Source organism: Flavobacterium limnosediminis JC2902, assembly GCF_000498535.1.
Classification (GTDB): domain Bacteria; phylum Bacteroidota; class Bacteroidia; order Flavobacteriales; family Flavobacteriaceae; genus Flavobacterium; species Flavobacterium limnosediminis.
Genome location: NZ_AVGG01000019.1, coordinates 13,863 through 38,559 on the forward strand (window position 1 = coordinate 13,863; position 24,697 = coordinate 38,559).

Here is a 24,697-nt window from a genome sequence, read left to right on the forward strand (position 1 = left end):
CTTTTCCCTTTCCTTCACAACAACACAAATAATTCTTAATAAAAATCGGCTTTCACAGATTTTACTTAAATTTGGGCAAAAATTCAGACATTGAAGACCAATTTCCTATACATACTAAGCATTCTTTTCATCGGACTTACCTCATTAGCACAGGAAAAGAAAGTCATCAGAATCATTAATTCGGATTTCATCGACATGAACCAGACGGAAATGCCTGGTGCTATCCTGTTTACCGGAAATGTTCAGGTGGAACACGACGGGGTACTTATTAATTGCAATAAAGCTTACCATTTCAAAGATGAAAACTACGTAAAAGCCTTTGGTAACGTACGTTTAAATCAAGGCGATTCCATTTCGATGACCAGCAAATATGCCGAATACAACGGGAATCAGAAGTTTGCTTTCGCTACCGGTGATGTTGTTTTACAATCACCTGAATCAACCTTAACAACAGATACCATTAATTTCGACAGAAGCATTCAACAAGCTTATTACAACACGTACGGAACCATTATCAACAAGGAAAACACACTGCGAAGTAAATCGGGACGCTATTTCTTAAACGAAAAGAAATACCAGTTTAAAACAGCGGTAACGGTTACCAATCCGGAATGCACCATCAAAACAAACCATCTGGATTTCTATGATAACTCGGGACACGCTTATGTTTTCGGACCATCAACCATTACCAGTAAAGAGAACGTAATTTACACGGAAAACGGATTTTACGACACCAAAAACCATACGTCTAATCTGACCAAAAACTCAACAATCACCTATGAAAACCGGAAAATAAAAGGCGACAAGATCTTTTACGACCGAAAGCGGGAATTTTCCACGGCAACCAACAACGTTAAAATTACCGATAGCATCAACCGAATGATTGTTAAAGGACATTACGCCGAGATGTACAAAAACAAGGACTCGATGTTTATTACCAGAAAAGCATTGGTTGCTACCTTTGTGGAAAACGATTCGGTATACATTCATGCGAAACGTCTTTTGGTTACCGGAAAACAGGGAGAGCGGATTGTACGCGGTTTTAACAATGCCCGAATATACAAATCCGACATGAGCGGGAAATGCGATTCGATTCATTCCGACCAGCAGAAAGGATTGACACAACTTATCGGAAGACCTGTTTTATGGAGTCAGAAAAGCCAGTTGACAGGCGACATCATGCACCTTATCGGCGACAACAATAGCCAAAAAATGGATTCCCTGAAAGTACTGAGTAATGCGCTCATTGTTCAGAAAGACACCATCGGTGGCGGTTACAATCAGGTGAAAGGACAAAACCTGTACGGGAAATTCCGCGACAATAAACTATACGAAGTGGATATGGTAAAAAATGCCGAAATGGTTTACTATATGTACAACGACAAAAACGAATTGGTAGGTATTGACAAAGGCGTTTGCAGCAGCATTCATCTGGAACTGGAAAACAACCAGATACAGACAGTGACCAAATTTGTCAACCCGGAAGGCCAGATTTACCCGGAAAAGGAGTTACCTGAAAACGCCCGGAAACTCAGAGGATTCCTTTGGCGTGGCGATGAGGAAATCAAAACCCTGGCCGATATTTTTCCAAAAGAAGAATCCGAATTGGGTGAAAAAATAGCCATTGAAAGCAAAAAAGAGTTACTGAAAGCCGAAAAACCAATGGAAGTTAAAAAAGAGACTTTGGATTATGGGAAACCGGTAAAAAAAGCGGCTTCTCCACCTAAAAAGAAGAAAAAGTAGTTTTTAGTCGCAGTCGCAGTTTTCAGTCTCTGTTTGTGGTTACAGCATGAAACTGCAGTTATTAGTTTTTCAAATAACCAAATCCACAAATCCCTTTAATAATGCTTAAAGATTTTCACAAATACCAAGCCCAAACTTCCCCATATCCGTTGGGAATGGAAGTTTCGCACGCAAAAGGTTCTTATATATACGACACGAACGGAAAAGCCTATTTGGACTTCGTAGCCGGCGTTTCTGCCTGTACGCTCGGTCATCAGCATCCGCGTGTCAGAGAAGCTATTGTAAATCAATTGGACAAATACGCGCATGTAATGGTATATGGCGAATACGCACAAGATCCTGCGGTGGAATTGTGTAAACTTTTAGCCGAAAACACGCCTGCTCCCCTGGACAAAGTATACCTGGTAAATTCAGGCACGGAAGCCACAGAAGGCGCTTTAAAACTCGCCCGCCGTGTAACCGGAAGAAGTCAGCTTATCTCATGCCATAACGCGTACCATGGAAACACTATGGGCTCGATGAGTGTGATGGGTTTTGAAGAACGCAAACAAATCTTTCGTCCGTTAATTCCCGATGTGGATTTCATCACCTTCAACAACGAAGAAGATTTACTGAAAATCACCGAAAAAACAGCCGGAATCATTCTGGAAACCATTCAGGGTGGTGCCGGATTTATTCAACCTCATAATGATTTCTTAAAAAAAGTACGCCAACGTTGTGACGAAGTGGGTGCCTTATTAATCTTAGACGAAATCCAGCCCGGATTTGGCCGTACGGGAAAACTGTTCGGATTCCAGAATTATGATATGGTTCCCGATGTTGTCGTGATGGGTAAAGGAATGGGTGGCGGAATGCCTGTTGGAGCTTTTATGGCTAAAGCAGAATACATGGATTTACTGAGTCATGATCCTAAATTGGGACACATTACCACTTTCGGCGGACACCCCGTAATTGCAGCAGCATGTCTTGCAACGTTAAAAGAGCTCCTTGAAACGGATTTAATGCCTCAGACGTTGGAAAAAGAGCAATTAATTCGTAAATTACTTATACATCCGTTGGTTAAAGAAATTCGAGGTGAGGGTTTGATGCTGGCAGCAATGACAGAAAGTCCTGAAATAACCAATAAAGTAATCTTCAAATGTCAGGATAAAGGACTGATTTTATTCTGGTTACTGTTTGAAGGGTGCGCCATCCGTATCACTCCACCCCTAACCCTGTCCAACGAAGAGATCGAAAAAGGTTGTGGCATCATTCTTGAAGCTATGAATGAAGTGATGGAAGAGTTAATGGACAATTAACAATTAGAGGTGTTTTATGAAGAACATCAATTATCAATTATCAATTAAAAACAGATTGTTAATAATATTGTTTACAACATAAAGACGTTCATCACTAAAAGGCCCGAAACCTTTACTAATTTTAATAAGGATAATTTTAAACAAGTTGAGTATGTATTTGAGTAACGAGGAAGAGGAAAACAGTTTATCCTTATCAAAGTTTGAATCTATGTTGAAAACCAACAAGGTATTCTTCTTTGACTCGGAAGAGTTTGAAGACATTATTCTTCATTATCTCGACACGGGCAGAATAAACTTAGCCAAAAAGGCTTTAAAATTAGGCTTAGAACAACACCCCAAATCAACCGGTTTGAAGTTGGTTCAAGTAGAAATGTTGGTGTTTGAGGACAAACTTGACATAGCAGAAAGAATGCTGAACGAGTTATACGCCATTGAACCTACCAACGAAGAAATTTACATTCAGAAGGCGAACATTCACTCCAAAAGGGATGAACATGAAAAAGCCGTTGAATTACTGAAATATGCCCTGAAATATACCGATGATTATGCCGATGTGTATTCCTTAATCGGGATGGAATATTTGTTCATGGACGAATTGGAACTGGCAAAAGAGAACTTTATCAAATGTCTTGATGAAGACCTGGAAGACCATTCCGCCTTATACAACGTGGTGTATTGTTTTGATTTCTTAGATCAGAACAACGAAGCGATTTTATTCCTGAACAGTTTCATCGACAGAAACCCCTATAGTGAAGTGGCCTGGCATCAGCTAGGACGCCAATATTACACGATAAAAGATTACAATCAGGCTGTTCGTGCTTTCGATTATGCCACACTGATTGACGAGCATTTTTTAGGCGCTTATCTTGAAAAAGCAAAAGCTTTGGAGAAACTAAAAAAATATCAGGAAGCAATTGACTGTTATACCGTTACAATGGAATTGGACGATGCCACATCGTTTGCCCTGTTACGTGTGGGAAAATGCCATGAGAAATTAGGCAATACCGAACTAGCGTTACAGTTCTATCTGAAAACCGTTCACGAAGACCCGTTGCTGGATAAGGCATGGATTGCAATCACGGATTTTTACATCCGTCAGAAAAATTTCCAGAAAGCCTTATATTATGCCAACAAAGCTTTGGGAATCGACAACGAAAATAAATTGTATTGGAAACGTTATGCGGTAATCAACAAAGCGCTGAACTTTTTTGAAGAAGCCGAATACGGTTTCAGAAAAGCGGTGGAATACGGTGATTATGAGTTAGACACCTGGTTGTTCTGGGTGGATATTTTACAGTTCTTAGGTGAATTTGAAAGCGCAGTGCAAACACTATTACAGGCAGCAGAATATTTTCCGGAAGAATACCAAGTGGAATACCGTTTGGCCGGTTTGTATTTTATGCTTCAGGACGATACCAAAGGAAAATTCCACCTTGCCAACGGTTTGCGCCAGAATTTTGAAAACAGAACCTTATTAGAAGAATTATTCCCGGTAATCTGGACCCGAAAAATTGTTCAGAATGCTATCGATAAACATAAAAAAGCAGACGAATAGTAAACCAAATACCACAATTTACCATTAACTTTACGGTCAGTTAGCTTCTAACTGACCGTATTTTTTTATGCAATACAAAAAAGGCTCAGTGTTTTACACCAATAAGAAATGAAACAGAAGAAAGTCAAAAAACCGAAAAAGAAAAAATTTGGATTATTGGGAAAGAATATCAGCTATTCGTTTTCCAAAAAATACTTTACGGAGAAATTTGAAAAAATCAATTTCACGCATTATTCGTATAAGAATTTCGACATCGCTTCCGTTGATGAGTTTCCGAAAATCATTGCCGACACTAAAAATCTGAAGGGGCTGAATGTTACCATTCCGTATAAAGAAGCCGTGATTCCTTTTTTGACCAAATTATCAAAAAACGCCGAAATAATTGGCGCGGTAAACGTAATTAAAATTTCCAAAAACGGCAATCTGAAAGGGTACAACACTGATTTTTACGGATTTCAGAAGGCTTTGAAACCATTACTCAAGAAAAAGCACAAAAGAGCACTGATTCTCGGAACCGGAGGCGCAAGTAAAGCGGTAGCCTACGCGCTTCGGAAACTGAATATCGATTATGATTTTGTTTCCCGAAACCCGACGGAATACCAGTTTTCGTATGAAGAACTGACTCAGGAACTCTTCAGCGACTATCAGATTATCATCAACACTACACCTGTTGGCACTTTTCCGAATATTGAGGATTGTCCGCCTTTAGACTATTCCCTGTTTACCGAAAATCACATCGCTTTCGACTTGATTTACAATCCGGAGGAAACCAAGTTTTTACGCCTTGCCAAAGAAAGTGGTGCGGTGACCAAAAACGGGTATGACATGCTGGTTTTTCAGGCGGAAAAAGCATGGGAGATTTGGAATAAATAGTCGTTTTTCAAAATATCACAAATCCTTTCCAAAAAAGCAATTCCATCACCTTCATAGCCCCGATAGGAGCGGAAATCCTTTTAATTGTTTGTTATACATCAATTTAAAACTTACAAACAATTAAAAGATTGCAGCGTATAGCGGGAACATGGAAACCAAATACGCCCAAGCCATTCGCTCCTCACCTCCCGGATAATCATTTAAACAGAAAAATCGGTTTATTTAACCGGATTTCCTTTGAATTATCGGCCTGCTTTAGTATCTTTCGGCTCAATTATGTTAAACTTAAGCATTTATTACAATGTTAGAAGAAAAGAATGATAACCTGCCAACGGCAGACGGACAGGAACAAATTACACATGAGGAAACTGTTCAGGAAACAAACCAATCGGCTATAGAGGCTATTGAAAGTTCAAACGCGGAAGAAAGCGAAGACGATAGCATAAGCGAAGGTCATGATATTCCGATGCTGAACTATGAGGCGATGTCGATGGAAGCGCTGACGGATGAACTGGACAAATTGGTTTCCAACGAAAAATTACTTTCGATTCGCAATCACGTAGAGGAAATCAAGAAAGAATTCATGGTGAAATACCATCATTTTATTGATGAGAAACGCGATGAATACAGTCATGAAAACAATGGAGACACCAGCGGATTCGAATACCACTTCCCTCTGAAACACAAGTTCGATACGATTTACAATCAGTATAGAGACCAGAAAAATCAGCATTTCAAGCAGATGCAAAACAGCCTGAAACACAATTTGGATGTACGCACCGCGATTATTGAAGAGCTGAAAAATGTGATTGACAATTCCGGCGAGAATATGCAGGAAATGTTGAAAACCGTAAACGAATTGCGCGAGCGATGGAAGAATGCGGGACCGATTCCGCGTGACAAATACAATCATGTTTGGAACAATTTCCACTTTCACATCGAGCGTTTTTACGACCATTTGCATTTAGACCGTGAGGCGCGCGACCTTGATTTTAAACACAACTACGATCTGAAATCGAAAATCATAGCCCGTGTCGAAGAATTGGTAAACGAGGAAGATGTACCAAAAGCATTCCGTGAACTACAATCGTTGCATAAAATCTGGAAAGAAGAAATCGGACCTGTTTCCCGCGAACACCGTGAGGAATTATGGAACCGTTTCAGTGAACTGACCAAACAGTTACACGATAAGCGTGAAGCTATCTTTGCTAAAGCACGTGAAATTGAGGTTGAAAATTTAGCTAAGAAAAAAGAAATCATTGCACAGATCGAAGAAGTTGCGAATGAAAAAATAACGTTTCACAGTGCATGGCAGGGACAAATCGAAAAGATTGAAGCCTTACGTGCCGCTTTTATGAAGGCCGGAAAAGTGCCGTTGGAAGTAAACGAAGAAACGTGGGCTGCCTTTAAAGATGCCGTGCGTCTTTTTAACGCTCAGAAAAATACGTTTTACAAAGACATTAAAAAAGATCAACAGGAAAATCTGAATAAGAAAATCGCGTTGGTGGAAAAAGCAAAAGCATTGCAGGAAAGTGATGATTTTGGTGCTACTACCCCAATCATGAAACAAATTCAGGAGGAGTGGAAGAAAATCGGTCATGTGCCAAGAAAATATTCGGATAGTGTCTGGAAGGATTTCAAAGACGCCTGCAACCACTATTTCGACCGTATGCATGAGAAGCGAAACGAAGCCAGCACCGAAGAAGTGGAAGCTTTTGACAAGAAAAAAGAGTATCTGGAAAGCCTAAAGGATTTTCAGTTAATCGGTGAACACAAAACCGATCTGGATGCGATAAAAAAACACATCGAAACCTGGAAATCTTTTGGTAAAGTGCCACATGCACGACGTCATATCGAAGGTAAATTCAACAAGATATTAGACGCCCTGTTTGACAAATTGAGTTTATCCAAGAAAGATGCCGATATGGCAAAATTCAGCAACCGACTGGAACAACTTTCCGGAAGTGATGATGCCCGACAACTGCAAAACGAACAAATCTTCATTATGCGCAAGATTGACGAAATGCAGGGTGAAATCATCCAATTGGAAAATAACATTCAGTTTATCAGCAGCGGAAAAAACACGAAGGGGGAAAATCCTTTTGTGAAAGAAGTGCAGAAAAGCATTGACCGCCATAAAGAGGAACTGAAAACCTGGAAAGAAAAACTGAAACAAATCCGAAGCCTGAAACAGGAATAGATTTGGAAAAACCAATAAAAAACCGCGAATAACTTTTGTTACCCGCGGTTTTTTATTGTTATTATATGGTCATAACAAGACCGATTACTATTCACTGATTATTGAACACTGGCTACTTCTTCTTATAATCAAAAGTTGCGGGAAACTTTCTGGTTGTGATTATGGGTTCAGACACTATTTGTTTACCATATCTTGGCGTAACCTGTATATCCGTATACGTTTCCTCTTTGAATTTTTTATGTTCTATTATGGCTGAAACCTTAATATTTACATCGATGGGCTGTACATAGTTATCGTTTTTCATCATAAGAAAATAACGTCCCTGCAACATATTACTTTCCGTAAATTTCTTGAAAGTAGCCACACCTTTTCCGAAATCAAAGGATTTAATCGGTTTTTCTTCCAGAAACAGTTTTTTGTTTTCCTCGTTCACCAATGCATATTCCACATCTTCACCGTTAGAAGGCAAAGCCAGATTTGTAATGGCACCCGCTGCAATTCCACCCAAAGGAGTCGAAAAATAAGTCGCGACACCCTGAACTGCTCCTACAATCATTTTTCGGTTTTGCTGCCAGTAGTCGTTACTTTCCTTACCCACTCCAACCCAGTAAGCCCAAGCGATTACTTTTTTGGTTTCGCTTTCGGAAATCATATTTTTCGGCAATGTAAAATATACACTGGACGAATTGGAATCAAACGTAGTTTTGGCATTGACACGCTGGTTTTTATCCAAGACCATTTCTTCGTACTTCTTTTCATAGGTCACCACTTTTCGTGTTTTCTGAACACGTAATGTATCATACCCAGCTACAACCTCTTTGGTAAGTGAATTCCAGGTCGTATCCTGTTCGGTTACCCATTTCACGGCGGTATTGAAATTGGCAGCCGCTTCCCCCGGAGGAATGCGCTGAATCAATACCGAAACCGTCTTCGTTTCAGCACTCTCATTCTTAAATTTGAATTGGTAAGCCGATTTATGAATCACCACAATTTCTTCCTTCTTCGCTTTTTTTGCATCCAGTACTTTAAATTTGATGTTCTCCGGATATTCGGCAACAGAAACTTCGCTTAACTTTTTTCCGTCTTCTTCCGAAAAGGTGAAAACAATACGGTCACCTTCCGTAAAACCGAAAAGCAATTCTTCGGTGGAATTCGGCTTGATCTTTAGTGTTTGCTCGGTTACTTTGACCGTTTTTTGGGCTACTACTGTATTGGTTATCAACAGTAATATCAAGGCAATTTTTCTCATTCTTATTTTAATATTATCTTGTAAAATCATAATCCCGCTCCACCTTGGCAATGCGCACTTTAAACGCTTTATACCAATCCGTTCGGCCTTTTTCACGGGCTATAGTGTGTTCGGCATTCATTTTCCAGTTTTTGATGGATTCCAGATCTTTCCAATACGAAACGGTAATACCAATTTCATTACGAGCCGATTCCATACCCAAAAATCCGGGTTGCTCGCTGGCCAATTCCACCATGCGATCTGCGGTTTCATTATAGCCATCTTCCATTTCCGTTCTTTCGGAAGTAAAAATTACAGCGTAATATGGTGCTTGCGGCGTATTTGCTATCATTGCTGACCTGATTATTGTTTACTAATTACTATCCTGCTTTCTGCTTTCTGCTTTCTGAATACTGCGACTGCGACTTCTTACTGAACACTAAACCCTCTTCGCTTCTTCCCAGAACACATCCATTTCCGCCAAAGTCATATCCGCTAACGGCTTGCCAAGTTCTCCGGCTTTACTTTCCAGATATTGAAAACGCTGGATAAACTTCTTATTCGTTCGTTCTAAGGCATCTTCGGGGTTGACATTCAAAAATCGTGCGTAATTTATCATCGAAAACAAAACATCACCAAATTCGGCTTCAATTTTATCCTGGTCGGCATTTTCCACTTCATGTTGCAATTCGCCTAATTCCTCTTGCACTTTTTCCCAAACCTGTTGCGGTTCCTCCCAATCAAAACCGACACCTTTCACCTTATCCTGAATACGGCTCGCTTTTACCAATGCCGGTAAACTCTTCGGAACGCCTTCCAAAACAGATTTCTTACCTTCTTTCAGTTTAAGTTTTTCCCAGTTCTGTTTGACCTGTTCTTCGTTTTCAACGACCACATCACCATAAATGTGCGGATGTCGGTCGATTAACTTATCACAAATTGAATTCGCCACATCGGCAATATCAAACACCTGTTTTTCGCTTCCGATTTTGGAATAAAATACAATATGTAACAACACATCGCCCAACTCTTTTTTAATCTCATCCAAATCGTTGTCCAGAATAGCATCTCCCAATTCATAGACTTCTTCGATGGTCAAATGGCGTAAACTTTCGAGTGTTTGCTTTTTATCCCACGGACATTTTTCACGCAAATCATCCATAATGTCGAGTAAGCGGCTGAAAGCATCCAATTGTTGCTGACGTGTGTTCATAGCGTTAGAATTTGTGTAAAAATAAGAAATCCCACCCGAAGGCAGGATTTTATTTTCAGTATCTTTTTCAAGAATTATTCTTCTGTTTTTGCAGCTTCAACCGGAGCCGGAACTTCTTTGGAAATCATTCCTTTCGCCTGAAGCATGTTGTACCAGTTCATTACTTTTTTGATATCGGAAGCATATACTCTTTCTTCATCATATTCAGGAAGAATTTCTCTGAAATAATCCGCTAACTTAGCATTGTCTTCTTTGTGAGACATTGCAGGTCCGTTATCTTCTTTTTCAGCGATTCTTCTGAAAACTTCTGACAAACGTACTTCTTCGTTGTAAGTATAAATTGAAATTTCAGACAACAAACTTACGTTGCTACGCATTCCGACAGTGATTTTTTTACCATCAATTAATGACTCGGCAACAAATCCTGTTCTTGTTTGTAATTTTAAATCGTATAATCCCGGTTTACCTGAAATCGATAATATTCTTTCTATGCTCATTGTGATTGTGTATTATTTAAGGATGACAAATATCTAATCTTTACTGTGAAAAACAAAAATTATCTGCCTTTTTTGGCAACAAATTTCATTTTATAATCCGGACGGGTTTTCCCTTCCATGATGTTTTGTAATTTCTTGGATATTAAACGTTTTTTTAATGAAGATATTCTGTCCGTAAACAAAATTCCTTCAATATGATCGTATTCGTGCTGGATTACTCTTGCAATCAAACCATCAAACACCTCTGTTTTCTTATTAAAGTCTTCGTCAAAGTATTCGATGGTGATTTGCTCGTGACGGAAAACGTCTTCGCGAACTTCGGGAATACTCAAACAGCCTTCGTTAAAACCCCACTCTTCGCCTTCTTCCTTAAGAATTTTCGCGTTGATGAAGGTTTTTTTAAATCCTTTTAGTTGTTCGGCTTCTTCTTTTGTAAGGTCTTCGCTGTCGCTGAACGGCTCGCAATCAATAACAAAAAGACGAATCGCTAACCCAACCTGTGGTGCTGCCAAGCCAACGCCGTAAGCATTGTACATTGTTTCATACATATTGGCAATCACTTCCTTAAGATTCGGATGGTCTTTAGAAATTTCCTCGCCTACTTTGCGAAGCACCGGATCTCCATATCCTATAATTGGTAAAATCATTTTTCGATACTTAATTATGTCGCAAAAATAATCAAAAAAGAGAGAATCAGGCAGTCTTTCGCCGGTTTTGGCTTTTTTTAAACATAATATGTGAAATGATTCTTAAATTTATAGTTGCTTTTCTTACAACAACTACCTTTGTACTGTTGAAATCATGATCGATAAAATTAGAAAACATACAGACAACACTAACTTTGCAAATGCTTTAAAAGCAACCATTGCCTGTGTACTTCCTGTAATTATTCTGTCCCAATTCGATCATTTTCAGGAAGGATTCGCCATAGCCATCGGAGCCTTACTTACTTTTCCCAGCGATGTTCCCGGAAGTTTGAGCCATAAGATAAAAGGCATTCTCATTGCTGTTTTTTTAATCACAACTACCACATTAGTACTCGGATCTATCCAGCACAATCCCATTATAGTGTATCCGGTACTGTTGCTTTTGCTCTTCTTTTTTTCGATGATTTCAGTGTATGGGCATCGGGCGAATATGATTTCATTTGTCTGTCTGATTACAATCACGCTTGCTTTCAGTCATTCCTACAAAGGTTGGGAACTTGTGGAACACTCTGCATATATTCTGATTGGTGGTTTATTCTATTTATTCATTTCGCTGCTGTTCTATTTCTTACGACCACACCGTTACATGGAATTGCAAATTGCGGATTGTTTACGTTTGACGTCCCGATACATGAAACTCCGCGGCGATTTATGGAATGTTGATGCAGACAGAACCAAAATCACGGAAAAACAATTGGAGATTCAGGTAGAAATCAATGCTATACACGAGAATATTCGTGAGTATTTGTTCCGAAACACCATTAACTCAAGTAATTCCAATGAAAACCGAAAAATGCTGATTGTCTTTACCAATCTGGTGGAAATACTGGAAATCGCACTTTCGTTTTCCTTTAATCATAACGAATTGCATCAGCGGTTTGACAATCACCCAAAAACACTGAGAACCTATCAACATTTGGCTTACAATATCGCAGCGACGCTCAAAAAATTATCACAAAGCTTGGAAGGCAATACGAATTACACGGCTGACCATTCCTTATTTTACGATTTGGAAAAACTGCAACAGATTATCGAAACATACCAAACCGAAATCGGCACGACCGCAACTTCAGAAGGCCTTTTGATGTTGAAAAACATGCAGCATTATGCCGAAAAACAGATTGAAAAAATTAAAATTATTGAAAAGGCACTAATCGGATCAATGAATCTGGAGGAACTCAAACGAAAACACAAGGAGGTCGAAAAATTCCTTACCCCTCAAAATTATCGTTTGCGGGTATTAGTGGAAAATTTGAGTTTTTCATCCACTACATTCCGACATTCTTTGCGTTTAACGTTAACAATTCTTGCCGGTTTTATCATCGGAAAACTGCTTCCGTTTCAAAATGGATATTGGATTTTACTAACTATTGTTGTCATCATGCGTCCGGGTTACGGGCTGACCAAACAACGTTCTTTTGAGCGGATTTTCGGAACCGTTATTGGCGGAATCATTGCGTTTGGCATACTTTATTTTGTAGACAACCATTATATTCTGGGGACATTATCCGTGATTGCGATGATTTTGGGATTCACTTATTCACAGATCAATTATAAAATCGGAGCCACCTTTGTAACCATTTATGTGATATTCATCTTCGGAATGCTCACGCCCAATATAACCGAAGTTGTTCAGTATCGGATCTTGGACACCCTGCTTGGTGCAGCATTGGCATTTATAGCAAATTACTTCCTTTGGCCTTCATGGGAATTCCTGAACCTCAACAAACACCTCGAAAAATCGATTGCCGCCAACCGAAATTACCTCAAGGAAATCACACTCTTTTATAACCAAAAAGGAGAACCCACTACCGACTATAAAGTATCGCGAAAACAGGCATTTATCGAAATCGGGAATCTGATGGCCTCGTTCCAAAGGATGAAGCAGGAACCGAAATCGAAGCAGAAAAACATGGCAAAAGTCTATAAAGCGGTGGTGGTCAACCATACGTTACTATCCTCAGCCGCATCGTTAGGAACCTACGTACAGTCGCATAAAACTACGGAAGCTTCCCAAGCATTCAATATTGTTGCCGATACGGTTATGCGAAATCTGGATCTGGCTATTGAAACCCTCAAAGGAAAAAGAAATGATTCTTCGTTAACAAACGACGAAAAGGAACGATTGGATTTGAGTTTTTCGGAATTGAAAAACATCCGGGTTCGGGAATTGAAAAGCAATAGTATCGACGATGAGGATTTCCAACTGAAAATGGAAGAAGCTCAACTCGTAATCGACCAGTTAATCTGGCTGATTAATCTCTCTGAAAACTTATTGAAAGTAGCTAAAAATCTTACCTCGGAGGAATAAAAAAACGCACCGGTTTGGTGCGTTTTCTATTATTAGCTTCAGACTACACTATTGTCTTCAGTTTTAATATCGTTCCCGTTTTGTGACGAAGTTCATCAGCCAATTGCGGATTTTCATTCAGTTTCAATCCATAAGACGGAATCATTTCTTTCAGTTTGCTTTGCCATTCCGGAGAAGCTAACTCCTCTTTATAACAACGTCCGATTAAGTCCAGCATAATCGAAACTGCGGTGGATGCGCCCGGAGAAGCTCCTAATAAAACCGCCAACGAACCGTCTGCAGCATTAACAACCTCAGTTCCGAATTCTAAAATTCCTTTTCCGTTTTTATCTTTTTTGATAACCTGTACACGTTGTCCGGCATTTTCCAGTACCCAGTCTTCTTTTTTAGCATCCGGCAAGTATTCGCGAAGAGCTTTCATTCGGTCTTCCGGCGATTGTAATACCTGTTCTATTAAATACTTCGTTAATGGGATATTGCTGATTCCGGCACCAAGCATCGGTTTGATATTACCCGGTTTAATGGATTTTGCCAAATCCAAATACGAACCGTTCTTTAAAAATTTCGTTGAAAATCCGGCGTAAGGTCCGAATAACAAGGCCTTTTTACCGTCAATCATTCGTGTGTCGATATGCGGAACCGACATTGGTGGCGCACCAACCGCAGCTTTTCCATAAACTTTTGCCTGATGTTTGGCAATAAGCTCATCATTGGTACACTTTAACCATTGCCCGCTCACCGGGAAACCACCAAAACCAGCTCCTTCCGGAATATTGGCTTTTTCCAACAATAAAAGAGAACCTCCTCCGGCACCAATGAAAACGAATTTCGCTTTCACACGTTTTTTGGCTCCTGAAGACAATTCCTTAACTCTTACTCTCCAGGTTCCGTCGTCGTATTTTCTTAGTTTTTTCACATCATGGTTAAAATGTAGCTGTACCCCCTCCAAAGTTTCCAGATATCTGAAAATGCTTCGTGTTAATTCCCCGAAGTTCACATCTGTACCGAAACGCATGGATGTCGCGGCTACTTTCTTAGCACCATTACGGCCTTCCATAATCAATGGGGCCCATTCTTTTATTTTATCGGCATCTTCAGTATATTCCATATCCTTGAAAAGGTGGAATTCCTGCAAAGCGTCGTAACGTTTTTTAAGATATTTTGTATTTTTCTCACCCCAAACGAAACTCATGTGAGGGATACTTTTTATAAAATTTTCCGGATTGTTCAACAAGCCTTTTTCAACCAGATACGACCAAAACTGACGTGAAACCTCAAAAGCCTCCACAATTTTCACAGCTTTAGAAGTATCTATTGAACCGTCGCTTTTTTCGGGAGTGTAGTTTAACTCACAAAAAGCGGCATGACCCGTTCCCGCGTTGTTCCATGCATCGGAACTTTCGGCAGCAGCGATATCTAAGCGTTCAAAAATTTCGATTTTTAAATTGGGCTGAAGTTCTTTCAGCAGTAGTCCCAAAGTGGCACTCATGATTCCGGCACCAATTAAAACTACGTCTGCTTCTGATTTGTGTTGTGTTGTCATTGCAAAAATTATAAAGCCACAAATTTACGGCTTACAATGCAAAATTCATCTTAATTTTCAAGGGTTTACAGTCTAAAAATCATTTTTAGGAAATTTGAAACAAAACTTAAAACATTTTTCGGGATAGGTAATCCTGAAGCATAATTGTTGCAGAAATCTCATCAATCAGCGCTTTATTCTGACGTTGTTTCTTTTTGAGTCCGCTGTCAATCATCGTTTGGAATGCCATTTTGGAAGTAAATCGTTCGTCAACACGCTCCAAAGCCATATCAGGAAAAGCGGTTTTGAATTTTACGACGAAGGTTTCGATGATTGGTGCACTTTCAGAAGGCTGACCGTTCATTTGTTTTGGTTCGCCAATGAGTACCTTCGCGACATTTTCTTTTGCGAAATAGTCTTTCAGAAAGGCGATTACGGTTTCGGAAGGAATTGTGGTGAGTCCTGAAGCGATAATCTGCAAATCGTCGGTAACTGCAATTCCGGTGCGTTTTTGTCCGTAGTCTATGGCGAGAATTCTTGGCATTGTTTTTTTTACAAAGGTAGGTGATTTGGTTATTTGTTGATTTGGTTATTTGAAAGATTTGGGGTTTGATAATTTGGGGGTTTGAAGGATTTGGAATTTGGAAACTTTTTTGAAGACCGGAACCTTTTAAGTTATTAATTTCCCTACTCTCAAAAACATCGGAAAAGCAACTTTCTTATCCCCATTTTCCCAAGACGCTTTTAATTCATCATAAACCAGTGCAATCGGATTTTCGTTGTTGTTCGCTTTTTTATAATTCGCTGTTGCTGACCAGGTTTCCAGATAGCCGATTAACTGCTCGAAGGTCCAAGTGTACGTTTGTGTATATTTTTCATTCCCAATCTCTTCCAATGGAAACGGAATCGTCTGATATTCATCGGTAAGATATTGCCGTTCGGGATTCCAATAAGGACCTACGATATCCTCATACAATCGCCACACTATTTTATCAGAATCTTCATTGGTGGAAAATAGCCCGTAACCGATTACCGCAAAAACACCATCAGGTTTCAGTATCCGATAGATTTCCTTGTAAAAAGCATCAAAATCAAACCAATGGATCGCCTGTGCCACGGCAATGAGATCGAATTTCTCAGCCCTGAAATCAGTACGCTCTGCCGGCATTTTTATATAAATGACATTGGAAATCTTGGGAGCCTGCTTCAATTGGTTTTCACTGATATCGGTTGCATATACCTTTTGGAAATACTCGGCCAGTTTTGAAGCCAGCTGACCGTTTCCCGTAGCGACATCCAGCGCTGTTTCGTTACCTTTTAAATGCGAAATGATTTGCCGGATCATTTCATCGGGGTACTGTGGACGAAATTGGGAATAGCCGGCAGAATTCCCTGAAAAGTAATCTTTCATATTCTTCTAATTTCCTTCAATTTACGACATTTTTTACACCTGACAGTGTTTTGAATCATAACAGGTTCTTCATCGCTGACAGGTTTTAAAAACCAGTTAGGTGTGGTAACAGAAGTTCAAATGGAATATCCCCTAGCCCTGATGGGAGCGGTATCCTTTTGTGGAGCCTTTGCGGAACAAAAGATAAAGCGGACAGCAGGAAAATGGATTGCAAATAAAGACCAAGCCTCCCGATAGCTATCGGGACGCTCCAAAAACCAAAAATTATGTCATTTAAAATATAACAATCGGTTTTGGCCTTGTGACATTCGGATTACAACTTTTAGACTTTCCGCTAAATGCTTTATCTTTGTGCAAAATAAAATTCTATGAATAATTTACAACCAATAATAGAACAGGCTTGGGAAAACCGCGCCTTATTACAGGAAGAAACAACTACTAAAGCGATCCGTGAGGTAATCGAATTGCTGGATTCAGGAAAATTGCGTGTTGCAGAACCGGTTGAAGGGGGATGGCAAGTGAACGAATGGGTAAAGAAAGCGGTAGTAATGTACTTCCCGATTCAGAAAATGGAAACTTGGGAAGCGGGTATTTTCGAATACCACGATAAAATGTTATTGAAACGCGGTTATGCAGAGAAAGGTATCCGTGTGGTTCCGAATGCGGTAGCGCGTTATGGAGCATACATTTCAAGCGGAGTGATTTTGATGCCGAGTTACGTAAACATCGGTGCGTATGTAGATGAAGGTACGATGGTGGACACTTGGGCAACCGTTGGAAGCTGTGCACAGATTGGTAAAAACGTTCACTTGAGCGGCGGTGTTGGAATCGGCGGGGTTTTAGAACCGTTACAGGCAGCTCCGGTTATCATTGAAGATGGCGCATTTATCGGTTCGCGTTGTATTGTTGTGGAAGGCGTTCGTGTGGAAACCGAAGCGGTTTTAGGCGCGAATGTATGTTTGACGGCATCCACAAAAATTATTGACGTTACAGGTGACGAGCCGGTTGAAATGAAAGGGATTGTTCCGGCACGTTCTGTGGTAATTCCGGGTAGTTATACTAAGAAATTTGCTGCGGGAGAATTCCAGGTTCCGTGTGCTTTAATCATCGGAAAACGCAAACCTTCAACAGATTTGAAAACATCGTTGAATAATGCGTTACGTGAATATGATGTAGCAGTTTAATTTAGTCGCAGTTTACAGTCTCAGTTTACAGTCTCAGTTTACAGTCTCAGTTTACAGTCTCAGTTTACAGTCTCAGTTTACAGTCTCAGTTTACAGATAAAAAAATCCGGAAATATTCCGGATTTTTTTATTTTCTTTTCAGTTTGCGCTTTAACCATTTCTTTTTGGTGATTTTCCGTTTGAAATCCAATGTTTTTTCCAAAAGGATAGCGTGCAATTTTTCTTCCGGCTGACTGCTTAATTGAGCATATTTTTTGGCGATGACTTTAACCATGGTTTTCGACAGCCACATTTTCTTGAAATTATCCATTCGGGCTTCGATGGACATCGGTTCGAATTTCATTCGGTTTAAATCAATCAGATAGAACTCATATTGCCCAGCTCCTTTTTTGATAATCAGCGTATTTCCAGGGGAATGATCGAGGAAATTCACATTTGCCTCATGCATTTTGAAGGTAAACTCGGCGAATTGCTCCAAAATGATATTTCGTTCGGGGAATAAGGGATCGTGAATTAACTCGCGAATAGTGAAATCATAATCGATTTGCTGGCTTACATAATAGCTGTCGCCCAATAGTCCCAAACCGTTTCGCTCTTCAATATAGGCGATTGGAAAAGGTGTCGGAATGTTATACTGCAGTAAATAGTTGGCATAATCATAGGAACGTTTGGCTTTGGTACTTCGGAAAAAGGAATAAATAACCGATTTTAACGCTCCGGGTTTCCTGAAATATTTGATATTTACCTTCTCCTCACCCAGCCTATTTGATTTTATGGTATTGCGGGATCCTTTTACAATCAGGTTGCCTTCTTCAAAAAAAGTGGTAACCAACTGGAGTATAGCTTGTTCCTGCGCTGCGTATTTCGGATGGATGGTAATTCTCACTGAGGTAAATAATATTTTGGTTTAAAAGTATAAAAAATAGTACTTTGCACCAAGAATTACTTTTATGAAGAAGATTTTAATCATACAGAATAAACGAATTGGCGACGTACTAATCAGTTCGGTGATTGCGAATAACTTTAAGGCGAAATATCCTGACAGCGAAGTGCATTTTCTGGCGTATGACTTTACGCACGGTGTGATTCTAAACAATCCCAACATTGATAAAATCATTTCGATTAACGACAAGGAACTGAAAAAGTTTTCGGTTTTACTGAAACTGATCCGTCAGATACAAAAAGAAAAATACGATATTATTTTCGATCCGTATTCCAAAACACAAAGTCGCATTATATGCAAATTCTCCGGAGCCAAGCAAACCGTCGGCCATAAAAGCCGGAAGAAATTTGGTAATTTAGGGTATTACACACATCCGGTTGAGATATCAAAAGAGAAAACAAAAATCTGCGGTAAGGCCATCGAAGACCGTATCCATCTGTTGAGTCAGGCGGGAAGTTTCGAGCCGATAGATTATGAACCGAAAATCTTTTTATCGGAAGATGAGAAAAAAGAAGACTGGTTAGGAAAATATGCCAACAAAAAAGTAATCGTTTTGGGGGTATTGGGAAGCACACCACAGAAGTCGATGCCCTATGAATATGTGGCCGAAATGGTAGATTTTATAGCTGAGAAATTCGACGTGAACATTCTCTTCAATTATGCACCGCATCAGAAGGAAGAAGCGATGAAAATCTATGAGATGTGCAAAGCGAAAGAAAACATCATTCTTGATATTTATGCGCCCAGCATTCGTGATTTTATCAAACTAATGGCACAATGTGACGCTTTGGTTTCCAATGAAGGCGGAACTGTTCATATAGCAAAAGCCTTGAACAAACCAACATTTACGATTTTCTCTCCGTATGTAAACAAAGATCATTGGGCGAGTTTTGAAGACGGAAAATTTCATCACTCGGTACATTTACTGGAAATGAAGCCCGATCTGTTTGACAGCTTCACATTTGAAGAACGCAAAAAAATTGAGAAAAACCCGGACGAACTTTACAAACAACTCACTCCGGAAATGATTTTACCGGAATTGGATTCTTTCCTGAAAAACAATTTATAAGATTAGACTAATAAAAAAGCTCCAAAAATTGAATTTGGAGCTTTTGTTTTTATAATCTGACTGAACACTGATTACTGCCAACTACTTCTTTACGATTCCGAAATCGGTCCATTTTTTCTTTTGTTCCTTGGTTTCCTTTCGGATATTTAAATTCTTGTTTATAGATTCCGGAGTAGCATAACCGCGGGGATGATCTAAATGCAGACAAACCGTACTGTAACGGATTTGCTTGGGTTTGATTCCGTAATTCACAAGGCGCTCACCCAATTCCCTGTCCTGACCACCGTATTGCATGCGTTCATCGAAACCATTGATGGCTACAATATCTTTTTTCCAGCCCGAAGCGTTATGCCCGTTCCAGCTTGGCGTGGTAGGTGTCAGCAAATTCATGAACCAGCTTTTTAATCCTATCGCATCCACTTTATTGTTTTTAAACGATGCTTTCATTCCGTGTTTTTTCAACCATTCCATGTCGAAACAATTTCCGGAATAAATATCGTCTTTGGTAATGTTTTTTGAAAGGTCCATCGGCAACTTATGGTAACCGCCGGAAAGAAAATAACCTTCTTCCCTGAATTTAATATGCTGTTCCACAAAATCGGGACGCGGAATGCAATCACCATCCGACATCATGATATAATCGGTCGTACAGGCTAAAATGGCTTTGTTCAGGATTTGCGATTTCTGAAAACCGTTATCTTCATGCCAAACGTGAATAATCGGATAAAACACCTCTTTTTTCATCTCTTCAATCAGGTCAAAAGTGTCTTTTCTCGAACCATCGTCGGCAATAACCATTTCGAAATTGCGGTAAGTTTGCGTATTGTATCCCCAAATTACTTTTTTGAGCCATTCGGGTGAATTGTAAGTACTGATTACAACTGAAATATTCTTTTGCATAATGCTGCAAAGGTAACCTAATTTTGTTAAATTTGTTTTCCCTAAAATGAAATAATGAGTACGCTTTCGGTTATTATCCCCACTTATAATGAGATTGATTATATTGAAGATGCTGTAAAATCGGTTGATTTTGCTGATGAAATCATTGTGATTGACTCCTTCAGCAAAGACGGAACAAAAGAGAAAGCTATTAGTCTTGGCTGCAAGGTTTTAGAGCGGAAATTCGACAACTTTTCAAGCCAAAAGAACCACGCGATCGCCTCAGCAAACGGAGACTGGATATTATTTCTTGACGCTGATGAGCGTGTTACACAAAAACTGAAGTTTGAAATCCTCTCGGCAATCCGAAACGAAAAACATTCGGGTTACAAAATTTGCTTTCCTCACTTTTACATGAATCGTTTCCTGTATCACAAAGTGGATAAGGTGGTCCGATTGGTTAAAAACAAAAACATAAATTTCACAGGTGATGTTCACGAAAAACTGCATGTGGAGGGAAGCATCGGAACGCTGAAAAATTTCATGATTCATTATACCTATAAAGGCTTGTTTCACCTTTTACAGAAGAAAGATTCCTATGCGTGGTTTCAGGCCAACACTTCAATTCAGAAAGAAAAAAAAGCGACCTATTTCCATTTGTTCTTCAAGCCTTTCTACCGTTTTTTTTCATCGTATATCCTGAAACGCGGTTTTATGGACGGCGTTCCCGGACTGGCGCTGGCAAGTGTGAATGCCTATGGCGTTTTTTCCCGTTACGCGAAGATGATTCTGATTCAGAAAGGATTAAAATAATTTCAGTTTCCCGAAGCGCAGTTTCAATTTGAATTTCAGCAGACTGTCCTCTCCTTTTATGTCAATCCGCATAATTTCAAACGGGTTTTTAAAAGGAAATTTATTTATTTTATTGCCGATTCGTAATCCCATTTTAATATCGTTCCGGCTTAGAACCGTTTTGAATTTTGATTTTCCAGGCTCGTTTTTAGGATAATCCCCGTAAGGATAAGCAACCGCACTGTATACCTTAAGATTGTTTTCCTCAATGCTTTTATAACATTTCTCGAAATCGGCATTGATTTCTGCTTCGGAAAGGGTTGCATATTTTTTATGGGAGTAGGAATGCAATCCCAATTCAATTGTATCTGGAAGATTTCGCAATTGTTCGAAATTCATGATTTTTTCGCTGCCCTTATTCCATTCATCGCTTTTACCCACATAGGCAAAAGGAATGAAAAATGTTGCTTTCAGATTGTACTTTTCCAATAAAGGCACAGCATAAAGCAATTGGTTTTCAGTAACATCATCAAAAGTTATAACGATACTTTTTTTAGCCACCTGGTTTTTATTTTCTAATTCCGACAGGTGAAAACTGGAATAATTATTCTCGGCCAGATAACGAAACTGCTGTTCTAATTTTGCAGCAGCAATCGTAAGTCCGCTACAGTTTTTCTCATCATTAGAAACGTTGTGATACATTAAAATCGGTAATCGTGTCATTTCGTTATTTTATATTAGTAAATAATTGTAAAATTATTACATTTGCTGCTATATCCACCAAAATACACTCCCAAATAATTTGGAATCAAAAATAACGGCATTAGCAATTACTTTAAACGAAGAAGAAAACGTAAAACAGTATGTTGAAAGTTTGTCTTTTGCTGATGAAATTATTTTTGTCGACTCCTACAGCACCGATAAAACGGTCGAAATCGCCAAAAGTCTAGGAGTAACGGTGATTCAAAGAGAATTTGATAATTTTTCCAATCAGCGTAATTTCGCTATCAGTCAAGCCAAAAACGACTGGATTGTTTTCTTCGATTTAGATGAAATTGTCACCCCAAAATTAAAAACTGAAATCCAAACAGTAACCGGTTCCGCATCCGACTTTGTTGCCTATTATGCCAAACGAAATTTCCACTTCATGGGAAAACACATTAAGTACGGCGGTTGGCAATCCGACAAGGCAATTCGGGTTTTCAACAAAAAATATTGCCAGTACAACGGAAATCTGGTTCATGAAGTTGTGGCTGCCAATGGTAAAGTAGGCTATTTAAAAGAGCGGGTTAACCATTACAGCTACAAAAGTTTCGACAATTACAACAACAAGCTCAATTTATACAGTAAACTTCAGGCGGAAACTCTTTATCTTAAGAATAAAAGACCTAACGCCTATCATTTTTTCATACGTCCGAAGTACCGCTTTTTCTGGCAATACATTTATCGATTAGGTTTTTTAGACGGTAAAGAAGGCTTTATGCTGGCTTATGTACACGCCTTTTCAGTTTTCAAAAGATACCTGCAGTTGTGGATGATGTACCGTAAACTCGAATAGTTTATTTCAGGTATTTATCGATTCCGTTTTCTGTCCAAACCACTTTATTGGCAATGGTCTGATTTTGCATTTCATCGTTTTTATCGAAATTATCTCTTGAATTGATTTTGTGGTGAATATGGAAAACGATACCGGCATAGCGAAGCCTTTTAGCCTTTACACCTTTATTCCCCATTCGGATGACCAAATCGGAATCTTCCCTGCCCCAACCTTCATAATCCTCGTTATAACCGTTGATTTCGATAAAATCTTTTCTCCAGAAAGACACGTTACATCCCCGGAATTTATCCGAATACGATTCATGCATTTTATAAAGCGAAGCCAAGAAAGGAATATGTAACGCTCTGGATTTATTTTTAATTTCCTTTGAAAAGTAATTAAACGAAACTATTCCTTTTTCCAACACCTCACTAACATGATTCGGCAGAATGTTCACTCGGGCTCCGTATAAATAAGCTTCTTTCACTCGGGCTTTAATGTGGTCTTCCACAAATTTTGAGTGAAGAATACAATCACCGTCCACCTGAATAATATAATCGGCATCGGTACCCGCAACTGCCTTATTTAGGATTCTGGATTTTCGGAAACCGTGATCTTCCTGCCAAAAATGTTTAATGGAAACCGGGCATTTTCTCTGATACGATTCGATTAGTAATTTTGTTTCTTCTTTTGAGCCATCATCAGCGATAAGAATTTCATCCGGCATAACCGATTGCGACAAAACACTTTTAAGCACAACATTCAGTGCTGCCGGCCAATTGTATGTAGAAATTAATAAAGCTGTTTTCATTTTATTTAAATAAATGCTTAAACCACTGCCCAAAGTTCTTTTTCCATATAAAAAAAGCTGAAGGCCTTATTTTGTCTGTCTTTTCGATGTTAGTAAGGATATCCGAAAATGTATCGGCCTTAATAAACTCTAGTGTTTTCCACTTATGAGGCTCCAAATAAAAGAAATCACTCATTGTATGGTAATTGGTATCGTTCACGGTCTCCCATTTTTTAATGAAAGAATCGATATTAACATCAACATCGTGTCCCCAGTTACTGAATTTCTGAATCAATTCTTCTTTCGTTCGGGACAAACATTCGTGCAGGATTACCGAATCATGATAAATTATTCTTGCTTTGGTATTACGCCCGAATTTATAATCGGGATAATTAGTAACAGCCATTACTTTACTGGCTTCATTTACATACAGAATACCATTTTCGAGTCTTTTATAGAGATTGATTAAAAAAGGGGAAATCTGTACCGGATGTTTTTCCGGATGTTTCAAAAACTTGTTTTGAGATTTTAAATAAGTTACAAAATTTTTGAAATCGATAAAATATTCGTCGGCATCCAGCTGAATTATCCAATTACCGATACCCATTTCATTCGCCAGCATTTTACGTTCGCGAACTTCACATTCCATCGCTGTTAACTGTGGCTGATAAAAATCTTCTTCATAGATAACTATCTTTTTATCCGTATCAATTTTTTTTATCCATTCAAAAAACATTGGATCAATTGAAAAAATTTCACCTTTCCATGTTTTACGGTTCTTATCGACAGCCAGAAAAATGGTATCAGATTCTTTATAAATGGGCGGAATTGCATTTTTCAGAAGTTCATAATCATAGGACACCAAAAAACCAACCTGAATTTTATTCATCTTACTCTATTTAACTGACAAATATAATAATCTTTACCGGTGGATTTCAGAACATC

The 24,697-nt window shown here is 39.1% G+C and carries 23 protein-coding genes; 10 read left to right on the forward strand and 13 right to left on the reverse strand.

The window, feature by feature from the left end; all coding sequences use genetic code 11:
- The first annotated feature begins 90 nt into the window (after nt 1-90).
- From FLJC2902T_RS12925 to FLJC2902T_RS12945, 5 genes are all read left to right on the forward strand, one after another.
- Entirely contained in the window at nt 91-1,743 is a 1,653-nt protein-coding gene (locus tag FLJC2902T_RS12925; RefSeq protein WP_023580255.1) for an OstA-like protein, read from the forward strand.
- Between the two features lie 101 nt (nt 1,744-1,844).
- Nucleotides 1,845-3,041 carry an aspartate aminotransferase family protein gene (locus FLJC2902T_RS12930; RefSeq protein ID WP_023580256.1) on the forward strand — a complete coding sequence of 399 codons (1,197 nt, stop codon included), beginning with the start codon at nt 1,845-1,847 and terminating at the stop codon, nt 3,039-3,041.
- Nucleotides 3,042-3,192: 151 nt separating this feature from the next.
- Complete coding sequence (locus tag FLJC2902T_RS12935; RefSeq protein WP_023580257.1) at nt 3,193-4,596, forward strand: tetratricopeptide repeat protein; 1,404 nt, start codon at nt 3,193-3,195, stop codon at nt 4,594-4,596.
- A 108-nt stretch (nt 4,597-4,704) separates the two neighbouring features.
- Nucleotides 4,705-5,469 (forward strand): shikimate dehydrogenase family protein, encoded by a 765-nt coding sequence (locus FLJC2902T_RS12940; RefSeq protein ID WP_023580258.1) that lies wholly within the window; start codon nt 4,705-4,707, stop codon nt 5,467-5,469.
- Nucleotides 5,470-5,770: 301 nt separating this feature from the next.
- On the forward strand, nt 5,771-7,669 hold the full coding sequence (locus FLJC2902T_RS12945; RefSeq protein ID WP_023580259.1) for a DUF349 domain-containing protein: 1,899 nt from the start codon (nt 5,771-5,773) through the stop codon (nt 7,667-7,669).
- A 112-nt stretch (nt 7,670-7,781) separates the two neighbouring features.
- Here FLJC2902T_RS12945 and FLJC2902T_RS12950 read toward each other — a convergent pair whose 3' ends face one another.
- From FLJC2902T_RS12950 to def, 5 genes are all read right to left on the reverse strand, one after another.
- Nucleotides 7,782-8,918, reverse strand: coding sequence for a hypothetical protein (locus FLJC2902T_RS12950; protein ID WP_023580260.1), 1,137 nt, complete (start codon nt 8,916-8,918; stop codon nt 7,782-7,784).
- A 13-nt stretch (nt 8,919-8,931) separates the two neighbouring features.
- Nucleotides 8,932-9,249, reverse strand: coding sequence for an antibiotic biosynthesis monooxygenase family protein (locus FLJC2902T_RS12955; protein WP_035678752.1), 318 nt, complete (start codon nt 9,247-9,249; stop codon nt 8,932-8,934).
- Nucleotides 9,250-9,336: 87 nt separating this feature from the next.
- Complete coding sequence (gene mazG / locus FLJC2902T_RS12960; protein ID WP_023580262.1) at nt 9,337-10,110, reverse strand: nucleoside triphosphate pyrophosphohydrolase; 774 nt, start codon at nt 10,108-10,110, stop codon at nt 9,337-9,339.
- A gap of 74 nt (nt 10,111-10,184) precedes the next feature.
- The gene (locus tag FLJC2902T_RS12965; RefSeq protein ID WP_023580263.1) at nt 10,185-10,607 is read right to left on the reverse strand and encodes a DUF5606 family protein; all 423 of its coding nucleotides are present in this window, start codon (nt 10,605-10,607) and stop codon (nt 10,185-10,187) included.
- Between the two features lie 59 nt (nt 10,608-10,666).
- Complete coding sequence (def, locus tag FLJC2902T_RS12970) at nt 10,667-11,254, reverse strand: peptide deformylase (protein WP_023580264.1); 588 nt, start codon at nt 11,252-11,254, stop codon at nt 10,667-10,669.
- A gap of 154 nt (nt 11,255-11,408) precedes the next feature.
- Between def and FLJC2902T_RS12975 the strand changes: the two genes are divergently transcribed.
- Nucleotides 11,409-13,625 (forward strand): FUSC family protein, encoded by a 2,217-nt coding sequence (locus FLJC2902T_RS12975; protein ID WP_023580265.1) that lies wholly within the window; start codon nt 11,409-11,411, stop codon nt 13,623-13,625.
- Nucleotides 13,626-13,668: 43 nt separating this feature from the next.
- Here FLJC2902T_RS12975 and FLJC2902T_RS12980 read toward each other — a convergent pair whose 3' ends face one another.
- The 3 genes from FLJC2902T_RS12980 to FLJC2902T_RS12990 form a co-directional block, all read right to left on the reverse strand.
- Nucleotides 13,669-15,168, reverse strand: coding sequence for a malate:quinone oxidoreductase (locus FLJC2902T_RS12980; RefSeq protein ID WP_023580266.1), 1,500 nt, complete (start codon nt 15,166-15,168; stop codon nt 13,669-13,671).
- A 106-nt stretch (nt 15,169-15,274) separates the two neighbouring features.
- The gene (ruvX, locus tag FLJC2902T_RS12985) at nt 15,275-15,691 is read right to left on the reverse strand and encodes a Holliday junction resolvase RuvX (protein WP_023580267.1); all 417 of its coding nucleotides are present in this window, start codon (nt 15,689-15,691) and stop codon (nt 15,275-15,277) included.
- A 126-nt stretch (nt 15,692-15,817) separates the two neighbouring features.
- On the reverse strand, nt 15,818-16,558 hold the full coding sequence (locus FLJC2902T_RS12990; protein WP_023580268.1) for a class I SAM-dependent methyltransferase: 741 nt from the start codon (nt 16,556-16,558) through the stop codon (nt 15,818-15,820).
- A gap of 368 nt (nt 16,559-16,926) precedes the next feature.
- Between FLJC2902T_RS12990 and FLJC2902T_RS12995 the strand changes: the two genes are divergently transcribed.
- Nucleotides 16,927-17,742: a 2,3,4,5-tetrahydropyridine-2,6-dicarboxylate N-succinyltransferase gene (locus FLJC2902T_RS12995; protein WP_023580270.1), complete on the forward strand. Its 816-nt coding sequence runs from the start codon at nt 16,927-16,929 to the stop codon at nt 17,740-17,742.
- Between the two features lie 127 nt (nt 17,743-17,869).
- On the opposite strand, the gene FLJC2902T_RS13000 is transcribed toward FLJC2902T_RS12995, so the two are convergent.
- On the reverse strand, nt 17,870-18,628 hold the full coding sequence (locus FLJC2902T_RS13000; protein WP_023580271.1) for a lipopolysaccharide kinase InaA family protein: 759 nt from the start codon (nt 18,626-18,628) through the stop codon (nt 17,870-17,872).
- A gap of 64 nt (nt 18,629-18,692) precedes the next feature.
- Between FLJC2902T_RS13000 and FLJC2902T_RS13005 the strand changes: the two genes are divergently transcribed.
- On the forward strand, nt 18,693-19,754 hold the full coding sequence (locus tag FLJC2902T_RS13005; RefSeq protein ID WP_023580272.1) for a glycosyltransferase family 9 protein: 1,062 nt from the start codon (nt 18,693-18,695) through the stop codon (nt 19,752-19,754).
- 81 nt (nt 19,755-19,835) lie between these two features.
- Here FLJC2902T_RS13005 and FLJC2902T_RS13010 read toward each other — a convergent pair whose 3' ends face one another.
- Nucleotides 19,836-20,654, reverse strand: coding sequence for a glycosyltransferase family 2 protein (locus tag FLJC2902T_RS13010; protein ID WP_023580273.1), 819 nt, complete (start codon nt 20,652-20,654; stop codon nt 19,836-19,838).
- Nucleotides 20,655-20,708: 54 nt separating this feature from the next.
- Between FLJC2902T_RS13010 and FLJC2902T_RS13015 the strand changes: the two genes are divergently transcribed.
- Nucleotides 20,709-21,446: a glycosyltransferase family 2 protein gene (locus tag FLJC2902T_RS13015; RefSeq protein WP_023580274.1), complete on the forward strand. Its 738-nt coding sequence runs from the start codon at nt 20,709-20,711 to the stop codon at nt 21,444-21,446.
- Here FLJC2902T_RS13015 and FLJC2902T_RS13020 read toward each other — a convergent pair.
- Entirely contained in the window at nt 21,438-22,148 is a 711-nt protein-coding gene (locus tag FLJC2902T_RS13020) for a polysaccharide deacetylase family protein (protein ID WP_023580275.1), read from the reverse strand. The two genes, FLJC2902T_RS13015 and FLJC2902T_RS13020, sit on opposite strands and share 9 nt — an antisense overlap.
- A 79-nt stretch (nt 22,149-22,227) precedes the next feature.
- On the opposite strand from FLJC2902T_RS13020, the gene FLJC2902T_RS13025 reads away from it, so the two are divergent.
- A complete protein-coding gene (locus FLJC2902T_RS13025; protein ID WP_023580276.1) occupies nt 22,228-22,983 on the forward strand; it encodes a glycosyltransferase family 2 protein in 756 nt (251 codons plus the stop codon).
- A 1-nt stretch (nt 22,984) separates the two neighbouring features.
- On the opposite strand, the gene FLJC2902T_RS13030 is transcribed toward FLJC2902T_RS13025, so the two are convergent.
- Together FLJC2902T_RS13030 and FLJC2902T_RS13035 are read right to left on the reverse strand one after the other, a co-directional pair.
- Complete coding sequence (locus tag FLJC2902T_RS13030) at nt 22,985-23,773, reverse strand: glycosyltransferase family 2 protein (protein WP_023580277.1); 789 nt, start codon at nt 23,771-23,773, stop codon at nt 22,985-22,987.
- A gap of 1 nt (nt 23,774) precedes the next feature.
- A complete protein-coding gene (locus FLJC2902T_RS13035; RefSeq protein ID WP_023580278.1) occupies nt 23,775-24,641 on the reverse strand; it encodes a hypothetical protein in 867 nt (288 codons plus the stop codon).
- Between the last annotated feature and the right edge of the window lie 56 nt (nt 24,642-24,697).